We start from the raw sequence: 12,645 nt of genomic DNA, 5'->3' as shown, positions 1-12,645 counted from the left end.
GAAGGCTTCTTTTTTTGAATTAAAACCGAATCTCATCATCTCCGTGAATTTGCAACTGGAGCGGTTCACTTTTCACCTGATGTTTTTTCACATAGCGGTGATAGACAACATATCCAATGATCATGAGCGGTACGCCGACATACAGCCCAATCCGCTGCTCGGCATCAAAGGCAAGACTGATTAGCACAATCGAGTTCAGCGTGATCGCAATGATCGGCAGTACCGGATAAAGAGGGGTTTTAAATTTTAGGTTTTCCAGCTTTCCGCCTGCTTTCAAATATCTTCTGCGGAAAAGCAGCTGTGATAATGTAATCGTAATCCAGCCGGTTTGGGCACTCATGCCTGCAATAGACACGATCCAAGCAAAAACGGTTTTCTCTGCAAAGAATCCTGATAATAACGAAATACCTGTAAACAGGAAAGTGAGCAGTAAGGCATTCATCGGGATGCCCCGCTGATTGACTCGTCTAAACGCCTTGCCTGCCATTCCTTCCTTCGACAAAGAGTACAGCATTCTCGTAGAGGCATATAGGCCAGAGTTCGCCACAGATAATAAAGCAATGATAATGACAAAGTTCATGATATCTGCCGCATAAGGAATGCCCGTTCTCTCAAACACAGTGACAAATGGGCTTTGCAGCACACTCGCTTCTTTCCAAGGCACCATACCCGCTAAGACAAAAATAGATAAAACGAAAAAGACAAGTGTGCGCCAAACCGTCTGATGAATCGATCGAGGCACGGTTTTCTCTGGATTTTCACTTTCTCCTGCCGCAATCCCGATCAGCTCCGTTCCTTGAAACGAAAAATTCACCGTGATCATCGTGACGACTACTGCGAGCAAGCCATTCGGAAACAGACCGTCACTCACAAAATGACTAAAGTAAGGAGCTGGTTCCCCGCTCGTCGTTTGAATAAAACCAAACATCGCCGCTCCGCCTACGCCAATAAATAGTAAGATGGCAACAATCTTAATGGTTGAAAAGAAAAACTCCGACTCCCCGAACGCTTTCGCTGACCTGGCATTTAATAAGAACAAACACAGCCCAAATATGAGACACCAAATCCACACATCCACTTGTGGAAGCCAGCGTCTCATCAGCTGCCCTGCTGATAAAAATTCCAGCGCCACGGTGGCTGCCCAGCCAAGCCAATAAATCCAGCCAACAGCAAATCCTGCTGCAGGACTCACAAATTTCGTCGCATACGTATGAAACGAACCCGACACAGGAAGCGCGACTGACAGCTCTCCCAAACACAGCATGGTTAAATACATAATCAATCCGCCCACAATATAGGAAAGAACAGCTCCAACTGGCCCTGCTTGTCCAATCGTATAGCCCGTTCCAAGGAAAAAGCCTGTCCCAATGACACCGCCAAGAGAAATCATAAATAAATGGCGGGAGGTCATCGCCCTTTTCAATTGTTCGGGCTGATTTTGTCCAACATCCACAATGATGCCCTCCTTCTTCTAAGATGTTCTGTTATCAAAACATGTCTCCATGTGATTATTCCATTTTCAAAACAACCTACTAATTATACATCTTTTATAATAAATATGCTTCCTTCTATGGTCACTGTCTCAAAGTCTTTATTTTAGTAATGTTCGCACAAATAAGATGAATGACTTTTTAGGTTTGAAAGAAATGGGTTGCGGGCATAAAGTTGGTGAGATTCGCTCAAGCTAGTTTCAAATGCTTTACTTTTAGGTTGCTTCTCTGTAAGATCATATGTTGTAAATACCAACAAGAAAAGTGGGGAATAAAATGAAAAAAATGTTCTTTGCCATTATTTTAGGCGCTTGTGTTGCATTGATCACGGCATGCGGATCAGCTGCAAACGACAGCGCAAATAAACAATCTGGGTCTAAGGAATCAGGTGATCTTTGGAAATCCATTCAGGATAAAGGCGTATTAACCATCGGTACAGAAGGTACATATGCTCCTTTCACCTTCCATGACAAAAAAACAGATAAATTAACTGGCTATGATGTCGAGGTCATCACAGAAGTCGCAAAACGTCTTGACTTAAAACCAGAATTCAAAGAAACACAATGGGACAGCATGTTTGCTGGTCTGAATTCTAAACGTTTTGATGTGGTAGCGAACCAAGTTGGTAAAACTGGACGTGAAAATCAATATGATTTCTCTGATAAGTACACAACGTCTCAAGCCATTGTTGTGACAAAATCAGATAACAATGACATCAAGAAACTTTCTGATGTGAAAGGCAAAAAAGCAGCACAATCATTAACAAGTAACTATAACAAATTAGCTACAGATGCTGGCGCTAAAATTGAAGGGGTTGAAGGTCTTGCACAATCCATTCAATTGATTCAGCAAGGGCGTGCTGATTTGACGTTCAATGATAAATTAGCTGTCTTGAATTACTTGAAAACAAGCGGTAACAAAAACCTAAAAGTTGCATTTGAAACAGGAGATCCACAAGAAACGTATTTTGCCTTCAGAAAAGGCAGCGGCGAAGTCGTTGACAAAGTGAATGGCGCATTAAAAGAAATGAAGAAAGACGGTACACTCGCTAAGATTTCTAAGAAATGGTTTGGTGAAGATGTTACAAAGTAATACCCTAGGAGTCGTCATTCCTTGGGATCTTCTTCAGCAATCTTTTTGGCCAATGGTGATGCAGGGGATTTATTATACAATCCCCCTTGCCATCATTGCCTTCATTATTGGTCTTTTTATCGCGCTTGTGACAGCTCTTGCTAGAATGTCTAAAATCAAAGCCCTCAGATGGATTTTCTCCATCTATGTGTCGGCCGTTCGCGGAACGCCGCTTTTTGTGCAATTGTTTATTATTTTCTATTTCTTTCCGACATTTAATATCACACTGGATCCATATCCAAGTGCCATTATTGCTTTTTCATTAAACGTAGGTGCGTATGCGTCAGAGATTATCCGTGCATCCGTCCTGTCTGTTCCTAAAGGACAATGGGAAGCTGGTTATTCAATTGGGATGACCCATCGCAAAACGCTCATCCGCGTGATTTTACCGCAGGCAGTGCGTGTATCGATTCCGCCGCTGTCTAATTCATTCATTAGTTTGGTGAAAGATACATCGCTTGCCTCCCAAATCCTCGTGGCAGAGATGTTCCGTAAATCACAGGAAATTGCTGCGGCGAACTTGGATCAAATTTTATTTATTTATATGGAAGCAGCCCTGATCTATTGGGTATTCTGCTTCATTCTATCGCTCGTTCAACACCAAATTGAAAAACGACTTGATCGATATGTCGCAAGGTAAGGAGGGAACGGACATGCTAACAGTCAAAGGCTTAAACAAATCCTTTGGTGAAAATGAGATTTTAAAGTCGATTGATTTTACGATCAACAAAGGACAGGTTGTGGCGATTCTTGGTCCATCAGGTTCAGGAAAAACAACGATGCTTCGCTGTTTAAATGCACTTGAAATTCCAAATGCCGGCTCCTTTACCTTCGATGATTTCTCGATTGATTTTTCTAAAAAAAATAAACAAGCTGATTTGCTCAAGCTTCGCCGGAAGTCAGGCATGGTGTTTCAAGATTATCATCTGTTCCCACATCGCACTGTTCTTGAGAATGTGATGGAAGGTCCAGTCCAAGTCCAGCGCCGTCCGAAAGAAGCGGTGCGAAAAGAAGCGATTCAGCTTCTGCAAAAGGTAGGACTTGAGGATAAAAAAGATTTGTATCCCTTCCAGCTGTCAGGCGGTCAAAAGCAGCGTGTCGGCATTGCCCGTGCACTTGCCATTCAGCCAGAGCTTATGCTTTTTGATGAACCAACCTCTGCGCTTGATCCTGAGCTTGTCGGGGAAGTCTTAAAGGTCATGAAGGATTTAGCGAAAGAAGGCTGGACGATGGCGGTTGTCACACATGAAATCAAGTTTGCCCAAGAAGTGGCGGACGAAGTGATTTTTATTGATGGCGGCGTCATCGTCGAACAAGGTCCTCCGGAAGAAATCTTCAAACGACCAAAGGAAGAACGAACAAAACAATTCTTAAACCGGATTTTGAATCCAGTGTGATCAAAAAGGCTGTTCTCATCATGTGAGAACAGCCTTTTTTTACCTCTTTCAAAGTAAGCGATTACATTAAGCAAAGCCATTTAAAGGGGCGTGCGAGTATGTTACGATTGAAATCGAGTGTTTAAGAAAGAAGGGAAAGCTTTTGAAGCGGGAACATCTTTTACGTTGGTTTTTTTATTTTGTTGGATTGGTTGTACTTGCTTTTGGACTATCGCTGACAGTGAAGGGAAAGATCCTTGGCATTGGTCCGTGGGACGCTTTTCATTATGGACTGTTTCAGCATTTTGGTTTAACCATTGGACAATGGTCGATCATTATTGGTGCACTGATTGTGACACTGACATCTGTTTTCACGAAATCTTTTCCAAAGATCGGCGCCCTGCTCAATATGGTGCTGATCGGCGTGTTTATTGATTTCTTTAATGCAGTATTACCTGCACCACATGGGTATTTACCTGCTTTATATGTGTTTATTACGGGCGTGATTGTGTCTGGGTATGGCGTTGGCATTTATGTCTCAGCCAACCTTGGCGCTGGGCCAAGGGATTCATTAATGTTGCTCATCTCAGCAAAAACGGGGCTGAACGTGCAGTGGGTTCGAAATGGTATTGAGTTAACCGTGCTCCTATTTGCATGGATGCTCGGCGGCCCGATTGGCATTGGAACGATTCTGACGGCCATCTTTACCGGACTCGTCCTTCGCTTTTCATTGCCACAATCGACACGGCTCTTGCAACTGCTCATTACAAAAACAGCGGAGAAACCTGTTCAGACCCTTACCCGATAAGAACAAGCCATTCTACTAAATGAATGGCTTGTTTTGTGCTAAACTAAATAGACGCAATATTCTTAAAACAGGAGATGATCCTCTGATGCAGCTTTTCCATTATCATTACTGGACACCATTTGTTGAGGAGACAGAGAAGGCGTACACCTCATTAGGCTTTGAAGTAAAGGGACGTTTCGCAAAGGAAGGTTCCTTTCCCCCTCCGCAGACATGGGATGATTTTAGAGAGAAGAAGCCCTCTTTCCGAATCATTGAGATGAGAAAGGGACAGATCAATATCACATTTGGTTATAGTAAAAAAGTCCTTTTTGATCACATCGGCTTTCTAGTGACTGATGATGAATATGATCAGCTGCTGGTACAAGCGCAAAAGAGAAACTGGGCAATCCAGACTGGGGAGCGAAGAACGTTTCTTTCTACACCGATGCGCTTAAGGCTTGAATTGCAGCGGCGGACAGATGTGATTGAAACTGGTGAAGAAGCAATTGCCGAGATGACGATCGCAGTACCTGATTTGACTCATACACCTACGGTCGATCAGTTGCTGGACGGTTTGACACAACCTATTCATTGGAAAAAGGGAGAACGTCTCTCTTTACTTGAAGTGAAGATGATAGATTCTCATGGGATGAATACGACCGATCCAAACGGTGTTCACGTCCTCACACAAGGATAAAAAGCAGCGAGATACGCTGCCTTTTTTATGATTGTTTACGGATTGGAATCCAAATCAATGTCACATGATCTGGAGAATTTATCTCTCCATCTAAAGGATACGTTTCCATCTCCATTCCCCCAGCATGCTCATATCCTGAGGCAGGAAACCATTCTGTGAAAATACGTGTCCATGTTGAATGCACAGCGGTTTCGACAGGCCCTTTTGCCTGAAATACAGCCCACGTACTGGCCGGAATCTGTTCGACTGTCATGGTCGAATCTGGTTCTTCCTCACCTTGCTCAATTCCAATGATATAGTCAAATGTTTCAAGCGTTTCATCAAAATGCGCACATACACCGATATATCCGAGTTCTCCAGCTGCATGAGCCAGTGAATCCGTCCATCCTTCTTGATTGACACGCTTCCAAAAGGCGGGAATATCCTGTTTGTTTTGGCTATTCTTTGTTGTTGTCTTTAGTCTTCTGCCCATGATTAAAAATGAATCCTTTTCCACAATTCGATAATGCATCGGTTCGACTCCTTTTATTTGAAGTTCGAAGGAGAGACGGGGGTAGGCTTTCACTGTATACTCGCCTGTTTTCACTGCTGCCGGTGTATATCCGTGATGCCGCTTGAAGGCTTTCGCAAACGACTCTGGGGTTTCATAGCCATACTTCACCGCCGCATCAATGACTTTCACTTGCTTGGTCATGAATTCTTCTGCCGCAAGGGTTAATCGTCTTTTGCGAATATATTCTGCTACTGCAATTCCCGTCAGCATATGGAATAGCCGCTGATAATGAAATTTAGACATACAGGCGGCCTCTGCCACTTCTTCGATCTGCAAAGGCTGATCCAGCCTCTCTTCCATATAATTGATACTATCCATGATCAAGTGAATCATTTTTCCCTCTCCTTCCTTTTCCACTATATCGAGAACCGCCCGCACCTTCCTGTCATTTTGTGCTTTCATTGAACAGGATGTCTGTTTCTCTTTTGCATGTGTTCATCCAATGGTACAATAAATGTAAAAAATTGAGGTCCGTTATGAAGATTTTCGCTATTCAATTACAACCTTTAGATGATAAAAATGCACGAAAACAAATAGAACAGCTGAAGCCTTTTGTGTCACTTGAAAAACGCGCCGCCGCTGAGCGCTTTCGTTTTTTGATCGATGCAAGAAGAACGCTTTTAGGTGAGGTACTGATTCGTCACATCATTCATGAGATGTACGCACTGCCTATGGAACAGATCATTTTTGAAACAGAAGGGAATGGAAAGCCTGTTGTCCGGCAAATTCCTTCTTTTCATTTTAATCTTTCTCACTCTGGTGATTGGGTCGTGGGCGCAGTAGATGATGCGCCTGTTGGCATTGATATTGAAGAGATTAAACCGATTGATTTAGCCATTGCCAAACGATTTTTTTCAGCTGACGAATATCAAGATTTACTCTCACAGCCGGCAGAACGGCAGGAAGCCTATTTCTTTCATTTATGGTCCATGAAGGAGGCTTTTATCAAGCTGACAGGGAAGGGAATATCCTATGGTCTTTCATCCTTTACCGCTCGCTTGTCAGAGGATGGACAGGCTACTTTGAGATTACCTGATCACGAAGCCCCTTGCGTTGTCCAAACATATTCACTTAATCCTGCCTACCAAATGGCAGTTTGTACAAGAAAACCCGCTGCGGCTGAGCACGTCGAGATACTCACTTGTGAGAATATGCTGTCTCGCCTTAATAACGTGTGATTTGTTGAAGTGATGACTTTAGCAAATCGACGCCTCGTGCGATTTCCTCTTCTTTTACATGCCAAATGTTCAGCTGAAGTATAGGCTCCTTTTGATAAGTAGAAATAAAATGGCGGTCAATCGGCTGAACCATCACAGAAGCCTTTTTTAGCTGCTGAATAAGCTGATTCATCGGAATGGACCGGTCGACACGAACGTGAGTATGGGTAGCTGGCTCCTCTTCTCCCAGCGCATAAGCGCCTTGATCATTTTTCAAACAGGCCACAAGTTGTTTGGATCGAGCTCTATAGGTCGCCTGCATCCTTTCTCTATGACGCTCAAACATCCCGCTTTTCAAATATATTTCTAAAGCAGCCTGCGACAGCATCGAGCTGTCGATATCAATCAGCCGTTTATGTTCACTGAAGGGGCCAATCAGCTCGTTTGGTAAGACGACAGCACCTGTTCTAAGCCCTGGAAAAATGATTTTTGAGAAGCTTTTTAAATAAATGACCTTCCCCGCCTGATCATATGAATAGATCGGGTCTCTTTTTGTATCGAATTCTAAATCAGCCAAATAATCGTCTTCAACGATGTAGACATCATATGCTTCGGCAAGGGCTGCAATCGCTATTTTTTCTTGTTTCGACAGACTCGTTCCAAGCGGGTTTTGAAATCTTGGCATCGTATAGAAAAAGCGAATATCCTCCTCCCGGAAGATACGCTCCAATTCCTGAAGATCGAGTCCTTTTTTCGTCCGCTGAATCCCCCGGACAGGCAGCTGGTTTTTCTCTAAGTATTGGAGGAATAGGTGATAGCCTGGCTGTTCGACCAATATGGTCTGTTTTCCATTTGGAAACGGGATGGTGCTTAAAATCGATAAAGCCAGCTGAATACCAGAAGTCATGACGATCTGTTCTGGAGAGGCAAACACTTGATAATCCGTTAAACGCTTTGAAATGATTGGCAGTAAAGATGGTAATCCATTGGTGGTGCCATAGATAAATAAATCATTTTGATACAGATCAATCGCTTGATTGATGCAGTGCTGAAAATCGACATACGGAAACACAATGGGATCAGGCGCAGAGGAAGCAAAATCAATCCATGTGCTGCCCTTCTTAACGGCTGACTGATTGGTTTTCACGACAAAATAGCCACTTCTTTCTACAGAGTACAGCAAGTGTTCACGCTCTAATGTATCTAGTGCTTTTATGACAGTGCTTTTGCTCACAGCATATTGAGCCGCTAAGTGACGAATGGATGGGATTTTCATTCCAGCATTGTATTCACCGCTCTCGATTTTGTTTTTTATATTCAACACAAGGTGATCATATTTCCTCACAGCACTACCCTCCTTGTACCGGTACAGATATCAATAACTCTTATTGTACACTTTACTTGATCCGTTTACGATAAAAAGACAGAACCGGTCAATTCAACTGAAGCATGCATGCTCGTGTAAGGAGAAATCTGATGGATATGTCAAAACAAAAAGCGTATGCTGCTTCGATCGCATACGCCTGTATAATTGGTTTTTCATTCTTGTTTGTCAAAGTGGCTTTAGCATCAGCGAATCCAATTGATGTATTGGCACACCGATTTACTGTTTCTTTTGCAGCGGCTCTTTTGTTATTTCCATTTTTACGAAAAAAGTACCGTTTTTCCATTCAATGGCGTGATCTCATTTACATTGTGCCATTTTCCTTGCTTTATCCTGTGTTGTTTTTTGCATTTCAAGTGTGGGGGCTGATGTTTACCTCTTCATCAGAGGCCGGCATTATTCAGGCGACCATCCCTATTTTGACAATGGTGCTTGCAGCATGGTGTTTAAAGGAACGTCCTACCTCGATTCAGGTGCTGTTTACCATTCTTTCTGTGTCCGGGGTGATGCTCCTCTTTGTGGTGAAGGGAATTGATGTGAAACATTCTCATCTCATTGGTTATGTGCTGATCTTACTTTCAGCCTTATCATCCAGTGCCTATAGCGTATTTGCCAGAGTGATGACACGGCGATTCCATGTCATTGAACTGACTTTCGTGATGACATTCTTTGGATTTGTCTTCTTTAATGCTGCTGCTCTCATTCGGCACTCGGTACATGCTACACTACCGCAGTTTTTCAGTCCGTTTACGCAGCCATCCTTTGTATGGTCTATGCTGTTTTTAGGCATTCTCTCATCACTGCTCACAGCGTATTTATCAAACTATGCTCTTTCCAACCTTGAAGCAGCAAAGGTGAGTATCTTTAACAATCTTTCTGCTTTCATTACCATTGCCGCTGGCGTGCTTATTTTACATGAAACGATTGATATGGTTCACCTCATCGGAGCTGTGCTCGTCATTGGCGGAGTGATTGGCGGGAATGTGGTGAGGAAGGGGAATTCAACACAGAAGAACTAGACAAAACTAACAACAAAACCATTTATTGTCTTGTATTTTTTTGTATAATAAGGAGAGAGAACCTTTCCTTATTATACAAACTAAAATGGACGTGTTATGAGTGCATATATTTATAGTATTTACAAAGATATTGATCCTCAACGAGTTAAGAGACTATCAACGTAACAGACCTTATTTATATGTGTTATTTGCGATGAACTACATACTAGCACCACTCTTCCTAGGTGGACTGCTTGCGTTTTTTGTCAAAAACGTATCAATCATCTACATCTCATTTTTCATTTTTTTAACAACGATTCACCTTGATAAAAGTCTTATGCGAATCTTATTTTCTTCAGATAAAAAACAAATGGCCATCTTGAAATTGAATATGGATCAATATATTTTTGGGAAAGATATGAGTAAATTTTTCGGTGTCATGATTGGTTTTATATGCTTTTTTTTAGGTTCTTTCTGCATGATTTTAAACACACATGCTTTGTATCATTCTTTTATTCTTGGAGCCTTAGGCATTAGCTCGTTATTATTCGGATATTTACTTAGATTGAACTTATTATTACTTCTTACTAGACCTAGATTCTTTTCAATCACACCCATGATTCAATACATCACCACTGGGATCATTGCTTCTTGGATGTTTTTTGTTTTTAAATTCGAATTATTTTCTATTCCTTTTTCTAACCAATTGGTGCTTACGCTTGTTGCTTTGATCTTTCTTACTAGTCTTATTTTGTTAATCAATTGGAAAAAGAACCTTAGATATACGCCTATCTTCCATTCAGATGAGAAGGATAGACATCATCAAAACACAACATCAAGATCTTTCGATCATATTTTATTTTTTGAAATCACCCTTCTTTTGAGAAACCCTCCAATACAATGGTCGGTTTTACTATTTATATTCTCAATATCTGGTGGTCTATTTACTCTCATTCTGTATGGTGTTCATACAAACCAAATCGAAACAATGAATATAGAAAATGATTTTTTGTTTATTTTTAGTGTTATGTTCCCTATGATTTTTATTTCTAACGCCCTTCAATCTTATGTCTCTTTTGATGTTGATGGTCCCATTATTCCTTTAAAACATAGGTTACCTCACTTTATAAAGAACAAAATAAACTCTAAGTTGATATTATCCGTTTTATTACATATGTTTTTTTGTACTGTATATACTATCTTTTCTACTTTTACAATAAATGTAGATCACCCCTTTTATGTGATATTTACTTTGTTAGTTAGTAGCGTTTTAATAGGCGTATGCACAGTTGGTTCTACTGTTCTATTTCCTTATTTTAAATGGGAGTATGTGTATCAAGTTCCTAGCACACTGAGCAAATTAACATTAAACCTTTGCTTCAGTTTCATTTTAGGCTTATCCGTTATGTCCTCATATAACCTAGCCTCTTTTATTGCGGCAAATACGATCATGATTGTTTGTACAGTGATCATCATCGTCATCATGTTTTTATTTTGGGATAAAACGATTAACAAAAACTGCAAATCAGTTAAAACATTATTCGAGTGAGGGATTGTATGCTTTCAATTCATGATCTAATCAAGGAATATACAGAGTCAAACTTCAAAATATCAATTCATGAATTACATTTTCATCAAGGCTCAATTGTTGGATTATTAGGCAAAAATGGCGCTGGAAAAACAACCATTCTTGAAATAATCGCGGGATTGATCTCACCAGATAAAGGTGAATTAATCATACAAAAAGATATAGAAAATGGTTTTTCAACTGTCGGTTACATGGAAGATGATCCAACACTTTTTGAAAACTTAACATGCTTCGAATTGATTAAATATCAATCCATGTTAGTTGAGCAACCGTTAAATACAAAACAGATTCAACATTTATTAGAGAAATATGGGCTTGAAAAACAAGCCCATATTCGCTCTTCTTCTCTATCCCGAGGGATGAGGCAGAGGATTTCTTTTATATTAACCACCTTACACAATCCAGCTATAATCTTATTAGATGAACCATTTACCGGTCTAGACCCAGCAAATATGACTCTTATGAAAAGACATCTAAGAGAATTTAAGGCTCAAAATAAAACGATCATTCTTTCTACGCACATCCTTCAATTTGCCGCTAACTTATGTGACGAGATCCTTTTTATAAATGAAGGACAAATCGTTCATTCAGAAAAAAAACCTTCCGAAGAAACATTTGATGAAGGTCAGCTTGAAAAAAGATTCTTTGAAATGTTATCCTAAATAGCAGTTTCTCTACGTTTAAAATGGTATTCAGCTATAGAAAACAACGGCCCTCGTTTGACGGGGCCGTTGTTTTCTTTTATTGGCTGATGAATTGCCTTTTTGTTGTCTGCTCAATGACATGCCTCATATGTTCTGCGAACTGCTCGAGGTGTGTGTTGATATACATGTGCCCTCCTTCGAAATCAGTACGTTCGATGGCGTTTGCCCATGTTAGCCAGCCGTCTGCGTCTTCCATGCATTTCTTATCTTGCTTTCCGTTCAATAAATAAACGGGTGATTTAATGATTGTTTTGTCTGTGTGCTGGAAGGATTCTAATGCTTGATAGTCGGCACGTAAGGATGGTGTAAAGTAATCCATCATTGGCTTGTTCTCTAACAATTCTTTTGGAATCCCGCCCATTTCAGCGATATGCTGAACAAATGCTTCATTCGATAAATGGGTCAATCTTTGTCTTTTTGTTTGCGGCGGCTGAATGGCAGAAATGACAACTGCTACCGGATCGATGCCTTCCTTTTCTAGCAGCTGAGTCAGCCTGTACACCACAAGTCCGCCCATGGAATGTCCGAACAAAATAAATGGACGGTTTAATTTGCCTGTCAGTCCTTCTTTATACAATTCAGCCAGCCGGTCAATGCTTGTTTCAAGCGGCATGAGGTTCGTTCCATGACCCGGAGGCTCTGCTGCTGTCACTTCGGCCGTGTCCTTCAGCTGTTCAAAGAGCGGACGGTAAGAGGCGGAATATCCGCCTGCAAAAGGAAAACAAATAAGCTGAATGAGATCTGATTTTTTTTCAAAGGTTTTAAATAATTGGTTCATAC

At 41.1% G+C, this 12,645-nt stretch carries 13 protein-coding genes; 9 read left to right on the top strand and 4 right to left on the bottom strand.

Annotated elements, in window-relative coordinates:
- Positions 1 to 19: 19 nt before the first annotated feature.
- On the bottom strand, positions 20 to 1,453 hold the full coding sequence (locus MHB38_RS02060; protein ID WP_008347282.1) for an amino acid permease: 1,434 nt from the start codon (positions 1,451 to 1,453) through the stop codon (positions 20 to 22).
- A gap of 313 nt (positions 1,454 to 1,766) precedes the next feature.
- Here MHB38_RS02060 and tcyA point away from each other — a divergent pair, with 313 nt between their 5' ends.
- From tcyA to MHB38_RS02035, 5 genes are all read left to right on the top strand, one after another.
- Positions 1,767 to 2,582: a cystine ABC transporter substrate-binding lipoprotein TcyA gene (tcyA, locus tag MHB38_RS02055; protein ID WP_007498178.1), complete on the top strand. Its 816-nt coding sequence runs from the start codon at positions 1,767 to 1,769 to the stop codon at positions 2,580 to 2,582.
- Positions 2,569 to 3,261, top strand: coding sequence for an amino acid ABC transporter permease (locus tag MHB38_RS02050; RefSeq protein WP_035390475.1), 693 nt, complete (start codon positions 2,569 to 2,571; stop codon positions 3,259 to 3,261). Before tcyA ends, MHB38_RS02050 begins: the two co-directional genes overlap by 14 nt.
- A gap of 13 nt (positions 3,262 to 3,274) precedes the next feature.
- The gene (locus MHB38_RS02045; protein WP_007498183.1) at positions 3,275 to 4,018 is read left to right on the top strand and encodes an amino acid ABC transporter ATP-binding protein; all 744 of its coding nucleotides are present in this window, start codon (positions 3,275 to 3,277) and stop codon (positions 4,016 to 4,018) included.
- Between the two features lie 142 nt (positions 4,019 to 4,160).
- Positions 4,161 to 4,805 (top strand): YczE/YyaS/YitT family protein, encoded by a 645-nt coding sequence (locus tag MHB38_RS02040; RefSeq protein WP_048001285.1) that lies wholly within the window; start codon positions 4,161 to 4,163, stop codon positions 4,803 to 4,805.
- A gap of 85 nt (positions 4,806 to 4,890) precedes the next feature.
- Positions 4,891 to 5,481, top strand: coding sequence for a hypothetical protein (locus MHB38_RS02035; protein WP_017358533.1), 591 nt, complete (start codon positions 4,891 to 4,893; stop codon positions 5,479 to 5,481).
- Between the two features lie 25 nt (positions 5,482 to 5,506).
- Here the strand turns inward: MHB38_RS02035 and MHB38_RS02030 are convergent, their stop codons facing one another.
- The gene (locus MHB38_RS02030; protein ID WP_048001287.1) at positions 5,507 to 6,367 is read right to left on the bottom strand and encodes an effector binding domain-containing protein; all 861 of its coding nucleotides are present in this window, start codon (positions 6,365 to 6,367) and stop codon (positions 5,507 to 5,509) included.
- Between the two features lie 143 nt (positions 6,368 to 6,510).
- Here MHB38_RS02030 and MHB38_RS02025 point away from each other — a divergent pair, with 143 nt between their 5' ends.
- Entirely contained in the window at positions 6,511 to 7,212 is a 702-nt protein-coding gene (locus MHB38_RS02025) for a 4'-phosphopantetheinyl transferase family protein (RefSeq protein ID WP_025206734.1), read from the top strand.
- On the opposite strand, the gene MHB38_RS02020 is transcribed toward MHB38_RS02025, so the two are convergent.
- On the bottom strand, positions 7,199 to 8,536 hold the full coding sequence (locus tag MHB38_RS02020) for an aminotransferase-like domain-containing protein (protein WP_025206733.1): 1,338 nt from the start codon (positions 8,534 to 8,536) through the stop codon (positions 7,199 to 7,201). The two genes, MHB38_RS02025 and MHB38_RS02020, sit on opposite strands and share 14 nt — an antisense overlap.
- A 131-nt stretch (positions 8,537 to 8,667) precedes the next feature.
- Here MHB38_RS02020 and MHB38_RS02015 point away from each other — a divergent pair, with 131 nt between their 5' ends.
- The 3 genes from MHB38_RS02015 to MHB38_RS02005 all read left to right on the top strand — a co-directional run bounded on the left by MHB38_RS02015 (position 8,668) and on the right by MHB38_RS02005 (position 11,823).
- A complete protein-coding gene (locus tag MHB38_RS02015) occupies positions 8,668 to 9,594 on the top strand; it encodes a DMT family transporter (RefSeq protein ID WP_341002205.1) in 927 nt (308 codons plus the stop codon).
- Positions 9,595 to 9,787: 193 nt separating this feature from the next.
- A complete protein-coding gene (locus MHB38_RS02010) occupies positions 9,788 to 11,122 on the top strand; it encodes a hypothetical protein (RefSeq protein WP_224559202.1) in 1,335 nt (444 codons plus the stop codon).
- An 8-nt stretch (positions 11,123 to 11,130) separates the two neighbouring features.
- Complete coding sequence (locus tag MHB38_RS02005) at positions 11,131 to 11,823, top strand: ABC transporter ATP-binding protein (protein ID WP_017358539.1); 693 nt, start codon at positions 11,131 to 11,133, stop codon at positions 11,821 to 11,823.
- 79 nt (positions 11,824 to 11,902) lie between these two features.
- Here the strand turns inward: MHB38_RS02005 and MHB38_RS02000 are convergent, their stop codons facing one another.
- The gene (locus tag MHB38_RS02000; protein ID WP_341002200.1) at positions 11,903 to 12,643 is read right to left on the bottom strand and encodes a thioesterase II family protein; all 741 of its coding nucleotides are present in this window, start codon (positions 12,641 to 12,643) and stop codon (positions 11,903 to 11,905) included.
- Positions 12,644 to 12,645 lie beyond the last annotated feature (2 nt).

This window comes from Bacillus sp. FSL K6-3176 (genome assembly GCF_038003325.1).
In the GTDB taxonomy this organism is placed as follows: Bacteria; Bacillota; Bacilli; order Bacillales; family Bacillaceae; genus Bacillus; species Bacillus altitudinis.
This window is presented reverse-complemented; position numbering and strand designations above follow the sequence as displayed.